Here is a 22,472-nt window from a genome sequence, read left to right on the forward strand (position 1 = left end):
ACAGCGGGGCCCCGGCCGCCCACGGCGGCGGCTCCTGCCGCCGCACGCGGAGACGCACGACCCGCGGCGAGACGAAGCTCGCGGACCGCCCCCGGCGGAGCCGCGCGGCCACCGGCGCGGTGTGGCGTCGACGGAGTCACAGAGGGGTCGCGGACCGCCTCCGGCGCGGGCGGCATCGCGGAGGGTTCACGGACCGGATCCGGAACGGGCTGTGACGGTCGGGGCGGGCGGGTGAAAGGGCGGTGCAGGGTTCTGCGGACGGGGGCCGAGGCCGCGAGGGCCAGGGCGGCGGCGGTCAGGGCCAGCGCGAGCAGGGCCCCGGCCCAGGCCAGGGCCGCTTCGCGGTAGAGCCCGGCCGCCACGTCCGCGAGCAGCGCCGACACGCTCGGCGGCAGGCCGTCCGGCACCAGGCCCGCGGCCGCCGGCAGCGCCGCCCACACCGCCGTGCCCGCGGCGGCGGTCAGCGCCGCGGCGCCCCCGCACACCGCCGCGGCGGTACGCGCCCGGGGGCGCCCGCTCCGCGCCGCCGCGCGCAGCGCCAGCGCCCCGGCGCCAGCCGCCGCGCCCGCTGTCCCGGCGACGGCCCACCACGTCGCGGACGCCGCGAGCACGGCCCGTACCACCGCGCCCCGCTCCGGCGCCCACCCCGGCCACCCCGAAGCGGCCCTCTCCCCGGCACCGGCGCGGGCCACCAGCGGCGCCCGCAACTCCCCCGTCGCCTGCACACCCCCGCCCGCGACCAGCGGCGGACGCGCCCCCGCCCCGCGCCCCGCCGCGTCGCCCGCCGCCACGCCCTCCGGCGCCCCCGCCGGCCCCGCGGCCTCCTCGCGCGGCGCCAACGGCGCCAACGGCGCCGCCGGCGCCACCGGCCGCCCGCCTTCCGCGGCCGGGCCCCCGGCCACCATCAGCGGCACCCGCGCCCCCGGCCCGCCGCCCCTTCGCTCCACTCCCGCCGGCAGCACCCCGTCCAGCGCCGTCATGATCCGCCGCGCCGCCCCCGGCGGCCACGTGTCGTGGACGAACCCCGCCACCGCGCTCCGCAGCGCCGACGTCGGCGGACGCGCCGGCGCCACCCCCGCCCCCGGCGGAGCCGCGTACGTGCGGAGGCGGTTGATCAGCTCCGTCAGCCCGCGGGCCGCCGCCGGGTCCGCGTCGGCGCGCAGGGCGCGCAGGTGCGCGCTGCCCGCCGCCGTCGCGCTCTCCGCCACCGGGCCGCGCCACGCGGCGCCGAAACCCGGCCGTCCGGTGCCCGTCAGCGCCGCGACCAGCGCCCGCGCCTCCCGGTGCGCCGCCTGTTCCAGTGCCGGCCGCGGCACCAGCAGCGGCAGGTTCTCGATGACCGCGTCGCTGCGCAGCGGGACGCCCAGGGCGCCCGTGCGCAGCGCCTGCCGGACCGCCGGGTCCGGCAGCACCTCCTCGTAGACGCGCCGGTAGCCGTCGGCGTCCCGTACCGCGCGCGTGTAGTACGACGGGTCCGCCACCGTGTACCGGCACAGCAGGAGCACCGCCACGGCGCTCAGCAGTGCGCCGGCGGCCACCGTCCAGACTCGCCGCGCCCCTGACATGCCCTCAGCCTCGACAGCGCCCGGGCCGCGGGCCAGCGCAGCGCCGCCGAAAGAGCGAGCCCAAAAGCCGGTTGCACACGTTCCGCACGGCGGCCGACAATCGCGCGATGCCTCATCCCGTACGCGTACGACCCGCAGAGCCCGCGGAGCTTCCGACCCTCCTCGCGCTGCCCGACGACCGCCCGACAGCCGAGACCCGCCCCGCCGAGCGCAACGACGGCACCGCCGCCTACCTCTCCGACCTTCTGGCGAAGGAGTGCACCCGCCCCGGGTGGTGCTTCCTCGCCGGGCAGGACGGCGCCCCGCCCCGCGGCAGCGCCGTGCTGTGGACCCTGCCGGGCAAGTCCGTCCCCGAGTCCGTCGTGCTCGTCGAGGCGCCCTGGGACGACGCCGACGACGGCCGCTCCGTGGCGCTGCCGCTGCTGGAGCACGCCTGCGCCGAGGCCCGCGCCCTCGGCGCCGCCGAGCTGCTGTACGTGATCGACTCCCCCGTCCAGCCGCCGCAGTACCAGTACCACCCCGCCGCCCGCGAGCGCGTCTTCACCGACGCCGGTTTCGCGCTCGTCCGCGACGGCCGCCGCTTCCGGTGGCTCGCCGGGCAGGAGATGCCGCCGGAGGATCCGCGGCTGACGTTCCGCGGGCTGCCCGAGCTGGGCGAGGAGCCGTTCATTGCGCTGCTGACGCGGCTGCTCGCCGACACCGCGGACACGTGGCTGGCCGCCGATGTCGCCGAGCGCGGGCTGCGCGGCGCGGCCGAGACGCTGTTCGCCGACTGCGGGGAGATGGAGCACGACCCCGCGTGGTTCGAGATCGGCTTCACCGGCGACGGCGACCCCGCCGCGGTGAGCCTGCCGGCCGTCAACCCCACCGTCGCGGTCCTCGGCTTCATCGGCGTCGACCCGGCCCACCGGGGGCAGGGCTTCAGCGCCGCGGTCGTCGCCCGCGGCACCCGGATCCTCGCCGAGCACGGCGCGCGGGAGATCCGCGGCGACTGCGACGCCGGGAACGCGGCCATGGTCCGGGGCTTCGAGCGCGGCGGCTACGTCAACTTCGCCGCCCGCCGGGAGCTGATCCGCAAGCTCTGACGTACCCGGCGGCGACCGGCCGCGGCCCGGGCCAGCCCGGGCCAGCCCGGCCCGGTCCGGCCCCGGCCCGGTCCGGCACCGCCCCGGTTCAGCCCAGCCCCGGTCCCGCCTCAGTCCAGCCCCGCCTTCTCCAGCGCCGCGCAGCACGTGTCCACCATCAGCCGCGTCACCACGTACGGGTCGACGTTCGCGTTCGGCCGCCGGTCCTCGATGTAGCCCCTGCCGTCCCTCTCCACCTGCCAGGGGATCCGCACCGACGCCCCGCGGTCCGAGACGCCGTACGAGTACTCGTCCCACGGCGCCGTCTCGTGCGCCCCCGTCAGACGGGTCTCCACGCCCGCGCCGTACGCGCGCACGTGCGTCAGCGGCTTGTCGCCCTCGCCCAGCGCCTCGCAGGCGGCGACGATCGCCTCGTAGCTCTCGCGCATCCGCCGGGTGGAGAAGTTGGTGTGCGCGCCCGCGCCGTTCCAGTCGCCCTTGGCGGGCTTGGGGTCCAGGGTGGCGGAGACGCCGAAGTCCTCGGCCGTACGGTAGAGCAGCCAGCGCGCGACCCACAGCTGGTCGGCGACCTCCAGCGGGCCCAGCGGCCCGACCTGGAACTCCCACTGCCCCGGCATGACCTCGGCGTTGATGCCGGAGAGGCCGAGGCCGGCCCCGAGGCAGTTGTCGAGGTGGGCCTCGACGACCTCGCGGCCGAAGATCTCGTCCGCGCCGACGCCGCAGTAGTAGCCGCCCTGCGGGGCGGGGAAGCCGTTCTCGGGGAAGCCGAGCGGGCGGGAGCCCCGGAAGAAGGTGTACTCCTGCTCGATGCCGAAGACGGGCTCCTGCGCGGCGTAGCGCTCGGCGACCTCGCGCAGTTCGGCGCGGGTGTTGGTGGAGTGCGGGCTCATGTCCGGGTCGAGGACCTCGCAGAGCACGAGCACGTCGGCGCCGCCGCGGATCGGGTCGGGGCAGGTGAAGACGGGCTGGAGGACGCGGTCGGAGGAGTCGCCCGCGGCCTGGTTGGTGCTGGAGCCGTCGAAGCCCCAGAGCGGCGGCTCGGCGCCGGTCTCGACGATCTTGGTCTTCGAGCGCAGCTTGGCGGTGGGCAGGGTGCCGTCGATCCAGATGTACTCGGCCTTGTAGCTCACGGGGTGACTCACGGGTGGCTCCGGGGTGTGCGGTGTCGTCCTGGCGGCAGCCTCGCAAGGTGCGGTTTCCCGTCCGTTGCCCGGATGTAAATCCGGTGTGTCCCTGCCGGCGCCGCCGCGGGGGTGGTGCTAGCTACACCCCGGTCAGGGGGTACGGACCCGTGCCCGGGCCCCGGCCGCGCGGCAGACTGTGAGGTGCCGGCCGGGAGGGACCGGGCGGCAGGGACGGCCCCCGCGGGCGGGACCGGCAGGGACAGAGGGGAACACGGAGATGATCATCCGGAACTGGGCGCTCGCCGGCGTCCGCGCGCTGGCGCTGACGGTGCTGTGCACCGCGGCCTCGATCACGCTCTTCGTGCTGACCGTCGTCTCCGTCGTGCTCATCCCCGTCCTCGGCATCGGCCTGGTCACGACGCCCTGGGTGCTGGAGGGGGTGCGCTTGCAGGCCAACCTGCGCCGGCTGCTCGCCGCGCAGTGGTCGGACGTCGCCGTCCCGGCCTCGTACCGCCCCTGGCCGCCGGGCCTGCGCGGCGGGCTCGTCGGCCAGGCGCAGCGCACCCGCCACCTGCTCACCGACCCGGCGACCTGGCGGGACGTGCGCTGGCTGTTCACCGACATGACCGCGGGCGCGGTCCTCGCCATCGTGACGGTCGCCCTGGCCTACTACCCGCTGGAGGGGTACGTGATCGCGGCCGGGGTCTGGGACCCCATGACCGGCGGCGGCGACAGCACGTACTGGTACGGCTTCGTCCCCGTCTCCTCGCAGAGCACCGCCTTCATGGCCGCCGGACTCGGCACCGCGCTGCTCGGTGTCGGCCTCTTCGCCACCCCCCGCCTGCTGCGGCTGCACTTCCAGCTGACCAAGGGGGTGCTCGCCCCGCGCGAGGTCGAGCTGGCCCGGCGGGTGGCGCGGCTGACCGAGACCCGCTCGGACGCGGTCGACAACTCCGCCGCCGAGCTGCGCCGCATCGAGCGCGACCTGCACGACGGCGCGCAGGCCCGGCTGGTCGCGATGGGCATGAGCCTGGGGACCATCGAGGCGCTCATCGAGAAGGACCCGGCCAAGGCGAAGGAGCTGGTGTCGAGGGCGCGCGGGGAGTCCGCCGAGGCGCTGACCGAGCTGCGCGACCTGGTACGGGGCATCCACCCGCCGGTGCTCGCGGAGCGCGGTCTGGCGGACGCGGTACGGGCGCTGGCGCTGCGGCTGCCGGTGCCGGTCGAGGTGGACATCGACCTGGGCACGCCGCCCGGGCGGGCCGCGGAGCCGGTGGAGTCGGCGGCGTACTTCGCGGTCAGCGAGGTGCTGACGAACGCCGTCAAGCACGCCGAGGCACGGCACGTGTGGCTGGACATGGGCTACCGCGAGGGCATGCTGCGCATCGCGATCACCGACGACGGGCGCGGCGGCGCGGCGCTGGACAAGGGCTCCGGGCTCGCGGGCGTGGAGCGCAGGCTGGGTACATTCGACGGCGTACTGGCCGTCAACAGCCCGGTGGGCGGCCCCACGATGGTGACCCTGGAGATTCCGTGCGCGCTGTCATCGCCGAAGACCTCTTCCTTCTGAGGGACGGTCTCGTCCGCATGCTCGAAGCGTTCGACTTCGAGATCCTGGCCGCGGTGGACAACGGCCCGGAGCTGGCGCGGGCGCTGGACGAGCTGGAGCCGGACGTCGCGGTGGTCGACGTGCGGCTGCCGCCGTCGTTCTCGGACGAGGGGCTCCAGTGCGCGCTCCAGGCCCGGGCGAAGCGGCCGGGGCTGCCGGTGCTGGTGCTGTCGCAGCACGTGGAGCAGCTCTACGCGCGCGAGTTGCTGGCCGACGAGCGCGGCGGGGTGGGGTATCTGCTGAAGGACCGGGTCTTCGACGCCGACCAGTTCATCGACGCGGTACGGCGCGTGGCGGGCGGCGGTACGGCCATGGACCCGCAGGTCATCTCGCAGCTGCTGAGCCGCCGGGCGGCGCAGGACCAGCCGGTGAACTCGCTGACGCCGCGGGAGCGGGAGGTGATGGAGCTGATGGCGCAGGGCCGGTCCAACGCGGCGATCGCGGAGCGGCTGGTGGTGACCGAGCGGGCGGTCGCCAAGCACACCTCGAACATCTTCACGAAGCTGGGGCTGCCGCCGTCGGACGACGACAACCGCCGGGTGCTGGCGGTGCTGGCGTACCTGGACCACGGCTGAGGGACCCCTTCCCCCTACGACGGCAATCGCCGGGCGCCGGCGCTGCCGGTGCACCCGGGCCACGGCGGTGCGGCCGGTTTCACCCGATTTCGCTCCGTTGCCCCCTCCCCCGGCGCGTGACTACCGTCCGCGGATGACGGAGATGACGCGACGCAACGTTCTGGGCACGGCCGGTGCGCTCGGCGCCGGCGCGGCACTCGTGGGCGGGCCCGCGCAGGCCCGCGGCGTGACGGCCGGAGACGGAGCCGGAGGCGTGCCGGCGGCCGGCGGGAGGTTCGACGTGGCGGCGGCCCGGGAGGCGCTGGCGCGGCTGCTGCCGGAGCACGCCGGGCAGTTCGCGCTGACCGCCCTCGACGGCGCCGAGCGGTTCACCGTACGCGGCCGGGCCGGCCGGATCGAGGTCGGCGGCACCAGCCCCGCGGTGCTCCTCACCGGCGTGCACTGGTATCTGAAGTACACCTGCCGCGCCGTCGTCTCCTGGTCCGGCGACCAGACCCGGCTGCCGCGCACCCTCCCCGCGCCCGTCGCCCCCGTCGAGCGCCGCGCCACCGTCCCGGCCCGCTTCGCGCTCAACGACACGCACGACGGCTACACCGGCCCGTGCCACGACTGGCCGCGCTGGGAGCGGTTCCTCGACGTCCTCGCCCTGCACGGCTGCAACCAGGTCCTCGTCACCCCGGGCGCCGAGGCCGTCTACCACCGGCTGCTCCAGGACTTCGGCTACTCCGACGCCGAGGCCCGCGCCTGGCTGCCCGCCCCCAGCCACCAGCCCTGGTGGCTGCTGCAGAACATGAGCGGCTACGGCGGCCCCGTCAGCCCCGCGCTGCTGACCGCGCGCGCCGAGCTGGGCCGGCGCATCGTGGACCGCATGCGCGAGCTGGGCATGTCCCCCGTGCTGCCCGGCTACTTCGGCACCGTCCCCGGCGGCTTCGCCGACCGGAACCCCGGCGCCCGCACCATCCCCCAGGGCACCTGGGCCGGACTCGCCCGCCCCGACTGGCTCGACCCGCGCACGGACGTCTTCCGCGACGTCGCCGCCGCGTTCTACCGCCACCAGGAGGAGCTCTTCGGGCCCGTACGGCACCTGAAGATGGACCTGCTGCACGAGGGCGGCGACCCCGGCGACGTCCCCGTGCCCCAGGCCGCGCGCGCCGTCGAGGCCGCGCTCCAGACCGCCCGGCCCGGCGCGACCTGGGTCATCCTCGGCTGGCAGGAGAACCCGCGGCGCGACCTGCTCGACGGCCTGGCCCACCCCGACCGGATGCTCGTCGTCGACGGCCTGTCCGACCTGGAGCGGGTCACCGACCGCGAGGCGGACTGGGGCGGCGTGCCGTACGCCTTCGGCACCATCCCCAACTTCGGCGGCCGGTGGGGGTACCGCCCACGGGCGAAGCGCTGTGGGGGAGATCGGCGCCAAGACCCACATGTGGGCGGAGCGCTTCGCCGCCTGGCGCGACAAGCCGGGCAGCGCGTGCGCCGGCACCGCGTACATGCCGGAGGCCGCCGAGCGCGACCCGGCGGCGCTGGAGCTGTTCAGCGAGCTGGCGTGGCGGGCGGAGGCGGTGGACCGGGAGGAGTGGTTCGACGCGTACGCGGCCGTGCGCTACGGCGCCGAGGACGACGCGGCGCGCGCGGCGTTCGCGGCGCTGCGCACGACGGCGTACGCGATCTCCAGCGCCGACGGCCGCCCGCACGACTCGGTCTTCGCCGCCCGCCCGTCGCTGGACGCCCGCTCCGGCGCGTACTACGCGACCAAGACCCCGGCCTTCGACCTTGCCGAGTTCGACAAGGCGTTCGACGCGCTGCTGGACGTCGCCCCGCCGCTGCGCCGGTCGGACGCGTACCGCCACGACGTCGTCGACCTCGCCCGGCAGGCGCTCGCGAACCGGTCGCGGGTGCTGCTGCCGCAGCTGAAGGCGGCGTACGGGCGGAAGGACGCGGCGACGTTCCGCACGCTCTCCGACCTGTGGCTGAAGCTGATGGACCTCAGCGACGACGTCACCGGCGCGCACCGCGCGTTCCTCCTCGGCCCCTGGCTCGCCGACGCCCGCCGGATGGCCGCCGACGACGCCGAGGCCGCGCACCTGGAGCGCACCGCGCGGATCCTCGTCACCACCTGGGCCGACCGCCCCACCGCCGACGGCGGGCACCTCGCGGACTACGCGAACCGCGACTGGTCCGGGCTGATCCGCGACTTCCACGCGCCGCGCTGGCGCGCGTACCTGGAGGAGCTGCGGGACGCGCTGGCGGCGGGGCGCGAGCCGGAGCCCTTCGACTGGTACGCGGTCGAGGAGCCCTGGACCCGGCGGCGCAACCGCTACCCCGAGCGCCCCTCCGGCAACGCGCACGCCTTGGCGCGCCGCGTGCGCGACGTGCTGGCGGCGGCGCCGTATCAGGGGGTGGTGACGGCCGCGGCGGATCCGGCGGCCCTCGCGCCCGGCGGGACGGGGAAGCTGACGGCCGGGTTCCGCAACATGTGCGGGCTGGCGGCGACGGGCCCGGTGGAGCTGGAGCTGACCGGCCTCGACGCGACACCGCCGGGAGCGGTGTCCCTGCCGGGGGTGCCGGCGGCGGGGCGGACGGAGCACGCGTGGGAGGTACGGGCCCCGGGGGTGCCGGCGGCGGGGCGGACGGAGCACGCGTGGGAGGTACGGGCCCCGGCGGGGCCGCCGGCGGCGCCGCTGACGCCGCTGGCGTACGAGGTGCGCGCGGCGTACGCGATGGACGCGGGGCGCGAGCCGGTGACCGTGCACACGCCGGGGACGCTGTTCGTCGCCGGTCCGCTGGGCGACGACGTCGCGACGGTGACGACGAACGACGCCGTCTTCGGGCAGCTCGGCGACCGCTTGGGGGTACCGCCCACGCGCGAATTGCTGTGGGGGAGATCGACGGGGGCGGGGCGGACATGTGGAAGTCGAGGACGGAGTTCGGCGCGGTCTTCCGCCCGGGCGCGCTGGCCTCCGGCGGCTCGGTGACACTGACCGTCGACGCGCAGGCGCCGACCGGGCCGTGGGCGCGGGCGGGCATCGTCGCCCGCAACAACCTGCGGACGGCGGGCGCGGGCGGGTTCCTCAACCTGGCGGTCACGCCGGCGAACGGGGTGGTGCTGTCGTACGACTCGAACGGCGACGGGACGCTGGACACGTACCGGCGGGTGAAGGGCGTGACGGCGCCGGTCACGCTGCGGCTGACGCGGGCGGGCGCGGAGTTCACCGGGGAGTTCTCGACGGACGGCGGGTCGACGTGGCGGACGGTGGCGACGGTCGCGGTGCCGGGGACGGCGGCGGCGCAGGACGCGGGGCTGTTCATGTCGGCGGCGGCGGGGGTGCGCGGGACGGTGGAGTTCAGCGGGTGGACGAGCGGGTGAGCCGGGTCGCGCACCGTGGGCGGCGGCCGCCGCGCCCGGGGGCAGGGTGACCATCTGAGGATTCACTCGTTCTACCCAGCGTGGATCAGCAGGCCGTCACCGCCCAGGGGGCAGCGGAGCGGACACCGTTCGCGGACGCCGCCCCACCGCCCGTCGACGTGGAGCAGGCCGAGGCCGCGGTCGTCGAGCACTACGCGCACCTGACGCGGCTCGCGTACCTGCTGCTGCCGGCGGAGGAGAACCGCGGCAGGCGGGTGCTGGCCGCCCACGGCCTTGTCCAGCGGGCGCTGCCGCGCGGGCGCACCGCCCCCGGGGCGCCGGAGGCGCCGCGGCCGGGCGGCGCGGCGGACAGCGGCAGGGTGCCGCCGGCCGGGCCGGTGCCGGGCCCGCGGACGAACGGGGGCGGCCCCCGCGGGCGCGGGGCACCCGGCGCCCCGGACCGTGCCGCGGCGCCGGAGGACGCGGAAGCCGGTGGGCCGTACGGCGCGCAGGCCGGTCCCGGCGCCGACGACGCCGCGGGCGACACGTGGCGACCGGACGGCGGCGGGGGCGGCTACGCCTACGTACGGCTGCGGATCGTGCGGGCCGCGCTCGCCGCCGGGCGGCCGCGCGGGCCGCTGGGGCTGCCCCGGCCCGGCCGGCTCCCGAGCCCGCTGCCCCGGCTCTGGGGCCTGCGGCTCCACCCCCGCCCCGGCGGCTCCGACGAACTGGCCCTCGACCGCGCCCTCGCGGCGCTCGACGCGCCGGCCCGCGCCGCGTACGTCCTGCGCGGCCTCGAAGCGCTGCCCGACGCCGCCGTGCGGCGGACCCTCGCGGCGGCCGGCGCCGCGGACCCCGGGGCCGCGCTCGCCGCCGCCGGCCGCGTCGCGGAGCCGCCCGGCAGCGCGGAGCGGCGGCTGCTGCTCTCCCCCGAGTTCGACCCCTGCGCGTTGCAGGCCCGCCCCACCGACCTGCTACGGCGCCGCCAGCACACCCGCGCCGCGCTCGCCGCCGCCGCGGCCGTCGTCGCCGTCGTCGCCCTGCTCGGCGTCCCCGGCGCCGGGGACGGCGCGGACGGCGCCGCGGCACCCCCGTACACCCGCAACGCCTTCGCCGAGCAGGCACTCGACCCGGCGCGGCTCGCCGTCGCCGGCCGCGACGACTGGCGGCACGCCGGGCGCGCCGACTTCGCCGTCTGGCCCGCCCGCGGCGCCCGCACGGGCGACGCCGCGCTGCTGCGCCGGGCGCTGGCCGCCTGGGCCCGGCCCGGCGAGTCCGTACGGGTCTCCGCGACGCCCGGCACCGCCGCCGGGCCGCCCGCGGGCCCGCCGCGGCTGCTGTACGCGGGGGACGTCGACCGGGCGACGGTCGTCCTCTTCCACGACGGCCTCCGGCTCGTGCGGTACGCGGAGGTGCGGGGCGAACCGGGCGCCGCGGTGCTCGACTTCGCCCGCGCGGACGGCGCCGGCGCGGCGAACGCGCTCGCGGTCGTCGTCGCCAGGACCGACGGCGACGTGCGCTATCTGACCGCACCCTGGGTCTCCGGCGTCTCGCTGCGCGAGCTGCTGGACCCGGAGGCGGAGCCGCGGCGGGTGGGTCGCGCCCCGGACGGCGTGACCGATCCCGTACCGAGCCCGCCGCTGCCGGCCACCGTCCCCGACGAGAGCGGCGCGCCCCGGGGCGGGGAGACGGGCGGCGAGCGGCCGCAGGGCGGGCGGGCCGGCGGCGCCCCAGCGGCCGGCGCCCCCACCGGGACACCCGGCGCGCGGCCCCCCGCCGCCCGTCGGCCCTGCACCACCTGGCCCGCGCTGGAGCTGCGCACCCGGCCCTCCGCCGGGACCGGCGCGCCCGCGCAGCTGACCACCGACCTCGGCGAGCTGGTGCCCGCCCGGCTGACGTACGGCTCCCCCGCCGCCGCCACCGACGTCTCCGGCGCCGCCGCCCGCGACCGCTGGGCCCGTACCGCGTGCCACCTCGCCGCGCTCCGCGCCGGCGGCGTACGGACGGTGAACTCCTGGACGTTCGCCGGCCAGCCGCTGCCCGAGGCGGGCGGCACGGCCGCCTGGGTGTGCACCCGGGCCGAGACCTGGCGCGGCTCGGGCGGGGTGGCGCTGGCCCAGTTCCAGCCGCCGGCGGCCGAGGCGGGGCAGCAGGGCGCGGTGGCGGCCCGCGCGCGGGACACCACGGCGTGCGGGGTGCGGGCGCCGCACGCGCTGGCGGGGGTGCTGTGGAAGGCGCGCTCCGGCAGCTGGTACGTGCTGGCGGCGGGCAGCCGCGACGTCACGTCGGTCACCGCCTCCGGCGGCGTCAGCGACGCGGCGGAGGGCCGCTTCCTGGCCGCCCCGGCGGAGGAGGGCGCCCGCGCGGAGCTGACCGCGACGCTGACGGATGGCACGACGCTGCACCCCCCGTCGTAACAACCACCACGACAGCCCCACCACCGGCCGTACGGGGCCCGCCGTCACAGGCCCCCGGGCCCCGTAAGCCCGCGGGCCCCGTACCGCCGCGGACCCCGACCGTAAGCCCGCGAGCCCCGTAGGCCGCCGCCGCGCGCGGCCCGCGGGTCCCGTACGGCCACCGCCCCACACCACCGGCGCCGCGCGCGGCCGGGGCCCGTACGGCCGCCGCCCCACTCGCCACCGGCGCGTGCGGCCGGGGCGCGCCCCGGCCGTCCGCCCGCCGGCGATCCGCGCCCGGCCCCCGCCGCCCCCGCCCTCAGACCCGCGTCCCACCCGCGGACGCCCACCGCCGCCACCGCACCCCACGACCACCACCGTCCCCCACCTCGCCGCCATCCCCGCCCCGGCCACCACCGACGGGCCCCCGCCGCCCCCGCCCGCAGACCCGCGTCCTCACCCGCGGACACCCACCGCCGCCACCGCGCCCCGCCGCCATCCCCGCCCCGCGGCACTCCGCGGCCCTCCGCGGCACCCCGTACCCCGCCGCCCCCGCCGGAGGCGCCCCGCGGGGTGCGAAACCCGGGGGAAACTCCGTAGCGTGATACTGAGGGCTCGCGCCCGCGCCACCGAGTCACCTGCGAGGATGTGGACCATGGAGAAGCAGCAGGAGTTCGTGCTCAGGACCCTGGAGGAGCGCGACATCCGCTTCGTGCGGCTGTGGTTCACCGATGTGCTGGGGTTCCTGAAGTCCGTCGCCGTCGCCCCCGCCGAGCTTGAGCAGGCGTTCGACGAGGGCATCGGCTTCGACGGCTCCGCCATCGAGGGCTTCGCCCGCGTGCACGAGTCGGACATGCTCGCCAAGCCCGACCCCGGCACCTTCCAGGTGCTGCCGTGGCGCGCGGAGACCCCCGGCACCGCCCGCATGTTCTGCGACATCCTCATGCCCGGCGGGTCCCCGTCCTTCGCCGACCCGAGGTACGTGCTCAAGCGGATCCTCGCCAAGACCTCCGATCTGGGCTTCACCTTCTACACGCACCCGGAGATAGAGTTCTTCCTCCTCGACAAGAAGCCCGTCGACGGCAGCCGCCCGGTGCCCGCGGACAACTCCGGCTACTTCGACCACACCCCCCAGAACGTCGGTATGGACTTCCGCCGCCAGGCGATCACGATGCTGGAGTCGATGGGCATCTCGGTGGAGTTCTCGCACCACGAGGGCGCCCCCGGCCAGCAGGAGATCGACCTGCGCTACGCGGACGCGCTGACCACCGCGGACAACATCATGACGTTCCGGTTGATCATGAAGCAGGTGGCGCTGGAGCAGGGTGTGCAGGCGACGTTCATGCCGAAGCCGTTCTCGGAGTACCCGGGCTCCGGGATGCACACGCACCTGTCGCTCTTCGAGGGCGACCGCAACGCCTTCCACGAGTCCGGCTCGGAGTTCCAGCTGTCGAAGGTGGGCCGCTCCTTCATCGCCGGGCTGCTGCGGCACGCCGCGGAGGTCTCCGCGGTGACGAACCAGTGGGTCAACTCGTACAAGCGCATCTGGGGCGGTTCCCAGCGCACCGCGGGCGCGGGCGGGGAGGCGCCGTCGTACATCTGCTGGGGCCACAACAACCGCTCCGCGCTCGTCCGCGTCCCGCTCTACAAGCCGGGCAAGACGGGCTCCACCCGCATCGAGGTCCGCTCCCTCGACTCCGGCTGCAACCCCTACCTGGCGTACGCGATGCTGCTGGCCGCCGGCCTCAAGGGCATCGAGGAGGGCTACGAGCTGCCGCCGGGCGCCGAGGACGACGTCTGGGCGCTGACGGACGCGGAGCGCCGCGCGATGGGCATCGAGCCGCTGCCGCAGAACCTCGGCGAGGCGATCGCGCTGATGGAGCGCAGCGAGATCTGCGCGGAGACGCTCGGCGAGCACGTCTTCGACTTCTTCCTGCGGAACAAGAAGCAGGAGTGGGAGGAGTACCGCTCCGAGGTCACGGCCTTCGAGCTGCGCAAGAACCTCCCGGTGCTGTAGGCGGCGTCCGCCGCCGTAAGCTCGTAGCGGCGTGATCACGGGACGGGAGGCGGTGCGCGCGATGGCGGTTCCGCAGGGGCGCAGGAGCAGCGCGTTCACCCGGTTGCTGCGGTACGGCTTCGGCGAGCCGGCCGACGCCGGGCGGCTGCTGGAGTCCACGGCGCTCGACGGCGTACGGGACGACCCCGTGCTGCTCGACGCGCTGGGCGGCACCGCCGACCCGGACCGGGCGCTGCTGGGGCTGGTGCGGCTCGCGGAGGCGCTGGCGCCGGAGCGGCGGCAGGCGCTCCTCGACACGCTGGTGGCGGCCAAGCCGCTGCGGGACCGGCTGCTGGGGGTGCTCGGGGCGTCCGAGGCGCTGGGGGACCATCTGGCCCGGCATCCGGACGACTGGGAGTCGCTGGTCACGTACGAGGCCGCCGACCTGCACCCGACGACGGGGGAGTTCGAGCGGGCGCTCGCGGAGGGCGTGTGGGGGGCGCGGGGCGCGGAGCTGCCGCGGGCGGACGCGCTGCGGGTCGCGTACCGGCGGGCGCTGCTGGGGATCGCCGCCCGCGATGTGTGCGGGACGACGGACGTGGTGCAGGCCGCCGCGGAGCTGGCGGACCTGGCGACGGCGACGCTGCGGGCGGCGCTGGAGATCGCCTCGGAGGAGGAGCCGGAGGACGCCGCGCGGTGCCGGCTGGCGGTGATCGGGATGGGCAAGTGCGGCGGGCGGGAGCTGAACTACGTCTCGGACGTCGACGTCATCTTCGTCGCCGAGCCCGCCGACGCCGCCGAGGCCGCCGACGAACGCGCCGCCCTCCAGGCCGCGACCCGCCTCGCCGCCCGCCTCATGCGCGTCTGCTCGGACACCACCGCCGAGGGCACCATCTGGCCGGTCGACGCCAACCTCCGCCCGGAGGGCCGCAACGGCCCCCTCGTCCGCACCCTCTCCTCCCACCTCGCGTACTACCAGCGCTGGGCCAAGACCTGGGAGTTCCAGGCGCTGCTCAAGGCCCGCCCGGTCGCCGGCGACACCGCGCTGGGCGAGGCGTACGCGGACGCCATCGCGCCGATGGTGTGGCAGGCGGCGGAGCGCGAGAACTTCGTGCCGGACGTGCAGCAGATGCGCCGCCGGGTGGTCGCGAACATCCCCGCGGCCCAGCTGGACCGGGAGCTGAAGCTGGGCCCCGGCGGGCTGCGCGACGTGGAGTTCGCGGTGCAGCTGCTCCAGCTCGTGCACGGCCGCGCCGACGCCTCGCTGCGCAGCGGCACGACGCTCGACGCGCTGGCCGCGCTCGCCGCCGGCGGTTACGTCGGCCGCTCCGACGCCGCCGCGCTGGACGCCGCGTACCGCTTCCTGCGCTCCCTGGAGCACCGCATCCAGCTGCGGATGCTCCGCCGTACGCACCTGGTGCCGGAGGGCGAGCACGAGCTGCGGGCGCTGGGCCGCTCGCTGGCCCGCCTGCTGCCCGACGAGGGCCGCGGCGACCCCGTCCCGCAGCTGCGGAAGGCGTGGCGGCGGCACGCGTTCGAGGTGCGGCGGCTGCACGAGAAGCTGTTCTACCGCCCGCTGCTGAACGCGGTCGCCCGGCTCGCGCCCGGGGAGGTGCGGCTGACGCCGGGCGCCGCCCGGGAGCGGCTGGTGGCCCTGGGGTACGAGGATCCGGCCGCGGCGCTGCGCCATCTGGAGGCGCTGACGTCGGGGATGAGCCGGAAGGCGGCGATCCAGCGGACGCTGCTGCCGGTGCTGCTCGGCTGGTTCGGCGACTCGGCCGACCCGGACGCGGGGCTGCTCAACTTCCGCAAGGTCTCGGACGCGCTGGGCAGCACGCCCTGGTACCTGCGCCTGCTGCGCGACGAGGGCGCGGCGGCGGAGAACCTGGCCCGGGTGCTGTCCGCCGGCCGGCTCGCGCCGGACCTGCTGCTGCGCGCGCCGGAGGCGGTGGCGCTGCTCGGCGACGAGCAGGGGTTGCGGCCGCGCGGGCGGGCGCACCTGGAGCAGGAGACGCTGGCGGCGGTGGGGCGGCACGCGGACCCGGAGACGGCGGTGGCGGCGGCCCGCGGGGTGCGGCGGCGGGAGCTGTTCCGTACCGCGGCGGCGGACCTCATCGACGCGTACGGGGCGTACGGGGCGCAGGCGCCCGGCGGCGAGGACCCCGGGAGCGCCGACGCCGCGCGGCGCCCGGACGGCGACGACGCGGACGGCGGGGACGACGCGGATGGGCACGCCCGGATGGCCGCCGCCGTCGACCGCACCGGCGACGCCCTCAGCGACCTCAACGCCGCCACCGTCGCCGGCGCCCTGCGCGCCGCGACCGCCGCCCGCTGGGGCGACACGCTGCCGACGCGGTTCGCGGTGATCGGCATGGGCCGCTTCGGCGGCCACGAGCTGGGCTACGGCTCGGACGCCGACGTGCTCTTCGTCCACGAGCCGCGCGACGGGGTCTCGGACGAGGAGGCGAGCGCCGCGGCGTTCGCCGTCGCCAACGAGCTGCGCCGGCTGTTGCAGCTGCCCAGCGCCGACCCGCCGCTGCTGGTCGACGCCGACCTGCGGCCGGAGGGCAAGTCGGGGCCGCTGGTGCGGACCCTCGGGTCGTACGCGGCGTACTACCGGCGCTGGTCGCTGACGTGGGAGAGCCACGCGCTGCTGCGCGCCGAGCCGGTCGCGGGCGACGCGGGGCTCGGGGCGCGGTTCACGGAGCTGATCGACCCGCTGCGCTACCCGGAGGGCGGGCTCGGCGAGGACGCCGTACGGGAGATCCGGCGGCTGAAGGCGCGGATGGAGGCGGAGCGGCTGCCGCGCGGCGCGGACCCGGCGCTGCACGCGAAGCTGGGGCGCGGCGGCCTCGCGGACGTGGAGTGGACGGTGCAGCTGTTGCAGTTGCAGCACGCGCGCGAGGTGCCGGCGCTGCGGACGACCCGCACCCGCGCGGCGCTGGCCGCGGCGCTGGCGGCGGGGCTGCTGGGCGCGGAGGACGCGCGGATACTGGACGACGCCTGGCTGCTGGCGACGCGGCTGCGCAACGCGGTCATGCTGGTCCGCGGCCGGCCGGGGGACACCTTCCCGGCGGCCGAGCGCGAACTCGGGGCGGTGGCGCGTTACTTCGGCTACGGGCCGGGGCAGGCCGGCGAGCTGCCGGAGGAGTACCGGCGGACGACGCGGCGGGCGCGCGCGGTGGTGGAGCGGCTCTTCTACGGCGACTGAGGCGCCGTTCGGCCGTCCGGGGGACGGTTCGGCGGGCCGTTCGTACCATCGCGCCGCGTTCGAGCGATTTGCCCTTTTTGTCCGCCCGGCCCGCTGGTAGACCGGCCGCACGGAGGACCGGGCGGCAGCGGCAGGGTGGTGACACGGGATGCGTACGGCGATCGCCTCCGCGGCGCTGGCCGCGGGCCTGCTGGCGTCCCTCGCCCCGGCGCCGCCGCTGTCCCCCGCGGGACCGCCCGCGGGGGACGCGCCGTCGTCGCCGGTCCGCCTCGCCCTCGACACCCGCCCGGCGCGGGACGGCGGCACGACGTACGCGATCACGGTGCGCAACACCTCCGGGTCGGACGCCCCGCACGGCCTCGTCACCCAGCTCCTCCCCGACGCGCTGGGCTACGTCTCCGCGCGCCCCCGGGCCCGTACGACCGGCCGCCAGGTCACGTGGCGCCTCGCGCTGCCGGCGGGCAGCAGCCGGGTGCTGACGGTGACCGCCGCGCCCGACCGGACCGAGGACAACGGCGCGCCCGCCCCGTCGGCGCCGCGCCCCTACGACGCGCCCGCCGCGGCGGACGCCGCCGACGGCGTACGGGCCGCCGAACGGCGCGCCGACGCCGGGGACGGGCGCCCCGCGTCCGCCACCACGGTCTGCTTCCAGGGCGGCGCCGGCGGCCGGTGGCTCACCTGCACCAGCGCCGGGGACGACTGGCCCCCGGAGTCCTGGGTCTCCTCGAACAAGGTCTACGCGGCCGTCAGCGCCGCCGCCGCGCTCGTCGTCGGCACCGCCGGGATCGTGGTGCTGCGGCGCCGCCGCGCCCGGGACACGGACGACGACCGGACGCCGCGCTGACCGCGCGCCGCGCTAGGGGGACGCCACCGTCCGTGGCAGCCGGTACGCGATCGTCCCGTACCAGGCGAACGAGACCGTGAAGCCGAAGGCGAGGCAGATGACGCCGCCGACCGCGTCCATCCAGAAGTGGTTCGCCGTCGCCATGATGACCACCAGCGTCAGGACCGGGTACAGCACGCCCAGCAGCTTGATCCACAGCGGCTTCGCCAGCACCGCGATGGTGATGCCCGCCCACACCGACCAGCCGACGTGCATCGACGGCATGGCCGCGTACTGGTTCGAGACGTTGGCGAGGTTGCCCGACGACGTCGAGCCCAGGGTCTCGTGCACCCGCACGGTGTCGATGAAGTCCATGCCCTCCATCAGCCGGGGCGGCGCCAGCGGGAAGCTGTAGTAGCCGACGAGGGCGAAGCAGGTGGTGACCGCGAGCGCGAGGCGGACGGCGGCGTAGCGGCCGGGCTGGCGGCGGTAGAGCCAGACGAGCACGCCGAGGGTGACGACGTAGTGGAGCGTGCCGTAGTAGTAGTTCATCGACACGATGAGCCAGGTGACGCCGTCGACCGCGTGGTTCAGCGAGCGTTCGAAGGCCAGCCCCAGGTCCTCCTGGAAGCTCCAGATGCGGTCCGCGTTCCGCTGCGCCTGCGCCGCCTGGTCGGGCGCGGCGTTGCGGATGATGGAGTACGTCCAGTAGACGAGCGCCACCAGCATGATCTCGAACCACAGCCGCGGCGGGCGCGGCGAGCGCATCCGGCCGAGCAGGGCGCGGAGCCTCTCCCGGGACGCCGACGAGACACGGCGTCCCCCCTCGGCGTCCGGGTCGGCGGGGGGTACGGGTGTCCGCCGGTCCTGGAGAGTCCTCGCAATCTCCGCTGGCCGGGGAGCAAGGTCCCGGGAATACGACGCGCCCATGGGCAGACAGTTTGCCAGACGGCGGGAGGTCGTCAGATCATCCCCCGGTGCCGCATGGGGGCCGGCACCTCCACCCTGGGCCGTACCGGACGCCGCCGTGACGGGTCCCGCACCGGTGGGGAGGGACGGCGCGGGACCCTGCTCGCGGGGTGTGCCGGGCGCGTACCCGCGCGGTCAGGCGACGGGCCGCAGCCAGCCGCTCAGCAGCACGGTGCCCTCGCCGAACCTGCGGTCCAGCTCGCGCCGCAGCTCCGGGGTGGCGGCGACGACCTCGACGGCGACGGCGTTGCGCACCGGGTCGACGGCGGAGCTGAGCATGCCGTCGACGTCCCTGTCGACCTGCTCCTGGACGCGGCTCAGCTCGTCCTCGGTGTGCTCGGCGCCGACGACGCACAGCGGTCCGTCCCACAGGGCCCGCAGCTCGCGCTCCGCGGCGTCCGGCCCGCCGCCGTCGCCGGCGAACCGGAGGTTCACGACGTCGCCGTCGAGCCAGGCCCCGGCGTAGCCGGGCATCTGCTGCGCCCGGTCCAGCACCCGCTGCCGGGCGCGGCCGCCGGCTCCGCCGGGGTCCCCGCCGCCGTCCTTCAGCTCCTCGCAGGGCGTGGCGCGGTCCGCGGCGCCGTCGCCGGGCGCGTCCGGCGGCGCGGACGTGTCGGCGGGCCGCGGCTTCTCGACGGGGGTGAAGCGCTCGCCGTCCCAGGTGCCGACGAGGACCAGCGGGTCGGTGTACGTGGTGCCGCTCTGCCGGTGCGCGCGTACGTCGTCCCAGCGCCAGCCGACGACGTCGGGGCCGCCGCACGTCGGCGGCATCGACGTGGCGATCGTGCGGCAGAGCTGGGGTCCGTGCTCGCCGTTCGCCAGGACCGTGGCCCGGACGCGGTAGAGCTGGGCGGCCCCGTCGCCGGCGCGGCGGTCCTCGTCCCCGGCGGGCCCGGAGGAGTCCTGGGAGCCGCAGCCCGCGGCGAGCACCGCGGTGGCGACGGCCGCGGCCGCGGCCGCGGAGATGCGTGGGGGGCTCGTTCGGTTCATGCCACTCGGACGGGCCCGCTCCGCGTCGGGTTCCATCCGGGCCGGGGGCGCGGCGGGCGCTCAGCCGTCGAGCGCGGCGCGGATCAGCCGGGCGGTGCCGGCGGCGTGCTCGTCGTCCCGGTAGGTCGTCCGCGGCCAGAAGAAGCCGCGCAGCCCGTCCTTGCGGTTGCGCGGCACGACGTGCACGTGCAGGTGCGGCACGGACTGGCTGACCCGGTTGTTCACGGCGACGAACGACCCCGCCGCGGCCATGGCCTTCTCCACCGCGGCGGTCAGCCGCCGGACCCGTACGAAGAAGGGGCCCACCTCCGGCTCCGGCAGGTCGGTGAGGGTCTCCACGTGGCGGCGCGGGACCAGCAGGACGTGGCCGGCGAACAGCGGCCGGGTGTCGAGGAAGGCCACGGCCACGTCGTCCTCGAAGACCCGGTGGCTCGGGAGTTCGCCGGCGGCGATGTCACAGAAGAGGCAGCTCACCGCTCCAGTCAACACCGGGCCGGGGACATCGCGGGGCGTACGGCGGGCAGATGCAGCGCACGCGGCCGCAGTGCGGGCAGACGGGCACAAGCGCGTTCATGGCACCCAATGTCGGCCGCCCGCCTGAGCATCAGGTGAGAACCGGATGCGTAATCGCTGAAGTCCCGGCTGTTGACACCGCCCGCGGCTGTGACTAAGTACCTCGGTTAACTGTTCGGTAACCACCCGTTGGAGGCCCCTGTGCGCGCTCGGCTCACGGTCCTGACCACCGTCGCGGCGCTCACGCTCGGTCTCCTCGCCCCCACCGCGCTCGCCGGGGAGCCGTCCCGTACCGGACAGCCGGCCCGCGGCGGACCCGAACGCGGCGGCTGCGACCCCATCGCGCCCGCGGACTGCCTGCTGCCGTTCCCCAACGACTGGTACACCGAGCGCGACCGCCGGACCGGCACCGGCCGCCGGGTCGCCTTCGAGCCGTCCGCCATGCCCGCCAACGCCGCCGGCACCCGCATCGACCCCGCCGAGTGGAACCGCGCCGACGGCTTCTCCCCCGGCTCGATGATCCTCGCCCACGTGCCCGGCCTCGACCTCGGCGAGACCGGCGCCGCGCCGCTCACCGACATCGGCGCCTCCCTCGACCGCGACGCCCCGATCGTGCTCCTCGACGCCGACACCGGCGAGCGCCACCCGTACTGGGCGGAGCTGGACGCCAACGCCACCGACCCGGCCCGGCAGGCGCTCATCGTCCGCCCCGCGCGCAACCTCGAAGAGGGCCACCGCTACGTCGTCGCGCTGCGCGGCCTCAGGGACGGCGACGGCCGCGCCATCCCCGCCCCCGCCTCCTTCCGCCGCGTCGACGGCCGCCCCCTGCGCGGCCACGACCCGCTCCACGAGCGCCAGCGCGACCACCGCCAGGTGCGCCGCGACCTGGCCCGCGCCGGCGTCTCCGCCCGCGGCCTGTACCTGGCCTGGGACTTCACCGTCGCCAGCGAGCGCGGCCTGAGCGAGCGCATGCTGCACATCCGCGACGACTCCTTCGCCCGCCTCGGCAAGGGCGTCCCCGAGCATCTCGTGTACGAGGTGAAGGACCACCCGGCGGACGACCCGATAGCCCGCACCGTCCGCGGCGTCTACAACGTGCCCAGCTACCTCGACGCCCCCGGCGGCCCGCCCGGCTCCGGCTTCCACCGCGACGGCGACGGCAAGGACGCGCTGCCCGCCCGGCTGCCCGGCAACAAGCAGGTGGTCCCGTTCCAGTGCGAGGTCCCGCGCGCCGCCCTCGACGGCAGCGGCGACGCCGGCCGGCCGGTGCTCTACGGCCACGGGCTCCTCGGCAACGAGACCCAGGTCGGCTCCGGTACGCAGCGCGAGCTGGCGGCCCGCGGCAACTTCGTCATGTGCGCCACGAAGTGGCAGGGCATGGCGGACGAGGACATCCCCTTCATCGCGGCCACGCTCCAGGACCTCGGCCGCTTCCCGGCGGTCGCCGACCGGTTGCAGCAGGGCGTCCTGAACACCCTCTGGCTCGGCCGCCTGATGCGCCACCCGGACGGGCTCGCCGCGAACGACGCCTTCCGCGGCGCGGGCGGCGCCCCGGCCGTCGACGTCCGGGCCCGGCTCGGCTACGTCGGCCACAGCCAGGGCGGGATCATGGGCGGCATGTACACCGCGGTGGCGCAGGACAGCACCCGCGCCGTGCTGGGCGTCCCGGCGATGAACTACAGCACGCTGCTCAACCGCAGCGTCGCCTTCGCGCCGTTCCAGCAGATCCTCGACCGGGCCTACCCCGACAAGCTCACGCAGCAACTCGGCTTCGCGCTCATGCAGATGCTCTGGGACCGCGGCGAGGCCAACGGCTACGCCCACCACATGACGTCCGACCCGCTGCCGGGCACACCGCGCCACCGGGTGCTCATGCACGTCGCGTACGGCGACCACCAGGTCTCCCCCACCGCCGCCGAGGTGCAGGCGCGCACGGTCGGCGCCCGGATCCACTCCCCGGCGGTGGCCGACGGCCGCAACCCCGACGTGGCGCCGTACTGGGGGATACCGGAGCTGCGCCACCCCTACGCCGGTTCCGGGATCGTCGTCTGGGACAGCGGCAGCCCGTACCAGCCGCTCTCCAACACCCCGCCCGCCGGGGGCCGCGACCCGCACGGTGACCCGCGCAGCTCTCCGGCCGCGCAGCGGCAGATGGTCGAGTTCCTGGACACCGGCCGGATCGTCGACGTCTGCGGCGGCGCGCCCTGCACGGCCGCGCCCGCGGGGTGAGCCGCGGGCGATGAGCGCCCGCGGCCCCCGTACGATCGGCC

At 76.7% G+C, this 22,472-nt stretch carries 13 protein-coding genes and 1 pseudogene; 10 read left to right on the plus strand and 4 right to left on the minus strand.

Annotated features, from left to right (window positions below; translation table 11 throughout):
- Positions 1-444: 444 nt before the first annotated feature.
- Both ACHZ99_RS02875 and ACHZ99_RS02880 read left to right on the plus strand, forming a co-directional pair.
- Positions 445-1,422: a hypothetical protein gene (locus tag ACHZ99_RS02875; RefSeq protein WP_420302697.1), complete on the plus strand. Its 978-nt coding sequence runs from the start codon at positions 445-447 to the stop codon at positions 1,420-1,422.
- Positions 1,423-1,672: 250 nt separating this feature from the next.
- Entirely contained in the window at positions 1,673-2,650 is a 978-nt protein-coding gene (locus ACHZ99_RS02880) for a GNAT family N-acetyltransferase (protein WP_420302698.1), read from the plus strand.
- Positions 2,651-2,760: 110 nt separating this feature from the next.
- On the opposite strand, the gene glnII is transcribed toward ACHZ99_RS02880, so the two are convergent.
- On the minus strand, positions 2,761-3,780 hold the full coding sequence (gene glnII / locus ACHZ99_RS02885) for a glutamine synthetase (RefSeq protein ID WP_420303190.1): 1,020 nt from the start codon (positions 3,778-3,780) through the stop codon (positions 2,761-2,763).
- Between the two features lie 271 nt (positions 3,781-4,051).
- Here glnII and ACHZ99_RS02890 point away from each other — a divergent pair, with 271 nt between their 5' ends.
- From ACHZ99_RS02890 to ACHZ99_RS02920, 7 genes and pseudogenes are all read left to right on the plus strand, one after another.
- A complete protein-coding gene (locus ACHZ99_RS02890; RefSeq protein ID WP_420302699.1) occupies positions 4,052-5,344 on the plus strand; it encodes a sensor histidine kinase in 1,293 nt (430 codons plus the stop codon).
- Positions 5,308-5,958, plus strand: a complete 651-nt coding sequence (locus tag ACHZ99_RS02895) for a LuxR C-terminal-related transcriptional regulator (protein WP_420302700.1) — start codon at positions 5,308-5,310, stop codon at positions 5,956-5,958. Before ACHZ99_RS02890 ends, ACHZ99_RS02895 begins: the two co-directional genes overlap by 37 nt.
- Positions 5,959-6,091: 133 nt before the next feature.
- A pseudogene (locus ACHZ99_RS02900) lies at positions 6,092-9,325 on the plus strand (alpha-N-acetylglucosaminidase).
- Between the two features lie 80 nt (positions 9,326-9,405).
- Positions 9,406-11,721 carry a hypothetical protein gene (locus ACHZ99_RS02905; protein ID WP_420302701.1) on the plus strand — a complete coding sequence of 772 codons (2,316 nt, stop codon included), beginning with the start codon at positions 9,406-9,408 and terminating at the stop codon, positions 11,719-11,721.
- Positions 11,722-12,355: 634 nt separating this feature from the next.
- Positions 12,356-13,717 carry a type I glutamate--ammonia ligase gene (glnA, locus tag ACHZ99_RS02910; protein ID WP_420302702.1) on the plus strand — a complete coding sequence of 454 codons (1,362 nt, stop codon included), beginning with the start codon at positions 12,356-12,358 and terminating at the stop codon, positions 13,715-13,717.
- A 61-nt stretch (positions 13,718-13,778) separates the two neighbouring features.
- Positions 13,779-16,907 carry a bifunctional [glutamine synthetase] adenylyltransferase/[glutamine synthetase]-adenylyl-L-tyrosine phosphorylase gene (locus ACHZ99_RS02915; RefSeq protein ID WP_420302703.1) on the plus strand — a complete coding sequence of 1,043 codons (3,129 nt, stop codon included), beginning with the start codon at positions 13,779-13,781 and terminating at the stop codon, positions 16,905-16,907.
- A 148-nt stretch (positions 16,908-17,055) separates the two neighbouring features.
- A complete protein-coding gene (locus ACHZ99_RS02920; protein WP_420302704.1) occupies positions 17,056-17,751 on the plus strand; it encodes a DUF11 domain-containing protein in 696 nt (231 codons plus the stop codon).
- 12 nt (positions 17,752-17,763) lie between these two features.
- On the opposite strand, the gene ACHZ99_RS02925 is transcribed toward ACHZ99_RS02920, so the two are convergent.
- The 3 genes from ACHZ99_RS02925 to ACHZ99_RS02935 form a co-directional block, all read right to left on the minus strand.
- Entirely contained in the window at positions 17,764-18,498 is a 735-nt protein-coding gene (locus ACHZ99_RS02925; RefSeq protein ID WP_420302705.1) for a phosphatase PAP2 family protein, read from the minus strand.
- Positions 18,499-18,834: 336 nt separating this feature from the next.
- Positions 18,835-19,689 (minus strand): hypothetical protein, encoded by an 855-nt coding sequence (locus ACHZ99_RS02930; RefSeq protein ID WP_420302706.1) that lies wholly within the window; start codon positions 19,687-19,689, stop codon positions 18,835-18,837.
- Between the two features lie 60 nt (positions 19,690-19,749).
- A complete protein-coding gene (locus ACHZ99_RS02935; protein ID WP_420302707.1) occupies positions 19,750-20,163 on the minus strand; it encodes an HIT family protein in 414 nt (137 codons plus the stop codon).
- A gap of 240 nt (positions 20,164-20,403) precedes the next feature.
- On the opposite strand from ACHZ99_RS02935, the gene ACHZ99_RS02940 reads away from it, so the two are divergent.
- Positions 20,404-22,431, plus strand: coding sequence for a hypothetical protein (locus tag ACHZ99_RS02940; RefSeq protein WP_420302708.1), 2,028 nt, complete (start codon positions 20,404-20,406; stop codon positions 22,429-22,431).
- Positions 22,432-22,472: the final 41 nt, after the last annotated feature.

Origin of the sequence: Streptomyces sp. MAR4 CNX-425 (assembly GCF_048656465.1) — a bacterium.
In the GTDB taxonomy this organism is placed as follows: Bacteria; Actinomycetota; Actinomycetes; order Streptomycetales; family Streptomycetaceae; genus Streptomyces.

What these genes read in the sequence shown, in the direction of transcription:
- ACHZ99_RS02890 (WP_420302699.1), top strand. Translation starts at nt 4,052, where the DNA reads ATGATCATCCGGAACTGGGCGCTCGCCGGCGTCCGCGCGCTGGCGCTG.
- glnA (WP_420302702.1), top strand. Translation starts at nt 12,356, where the DNA reads ATGGAGAAGCAGCAGGAGTTCGTGCTCAGGACCCTGGAGGAGCGCGAC.
- ACHZ99_RS02920 (WP_420302704.1), top strand. Translation starts at nt 17,056, where the DNA reads ATGCGTACGGCGATCGCCTCCGCGGCGCTGGCCGCGGGCCTGCTGGCG.
- ACHZ99_RS02915 (WP_420302703.1), top strand. Translation starts at nt 13,779, where the DNA reads ATGGCGGTTCCGCAGGGGCGCAGGAGCAGCGCGTTCACCCGGTTGCTG.
- ACHZ99_RS02925 (WP_420302705.1), bottom strand. Translation starts at nt 18,498, where the DNA reads ATGCGCTCGCCGCGCCCGCCGCGGCTGTGGTTCGAGATCATGCTGGTG.
- ACHZ99_RS02880 (WP_420302698.1), top strand. Translation starts at nt 1,673, where the DNA reads ATGCCTCATCCCGTACGCGTACGACCCGCAGAGCCCGCGGAGCTTCCG.
- ACHZ99_RS02930 (WP_420302706.1), bottom strand. Translation starts at nt 19,689, where the DNA reads ATGAACCGAACGAGCCCCCCACGCATCTCCGCGGCCGCGGCCGCGGCC.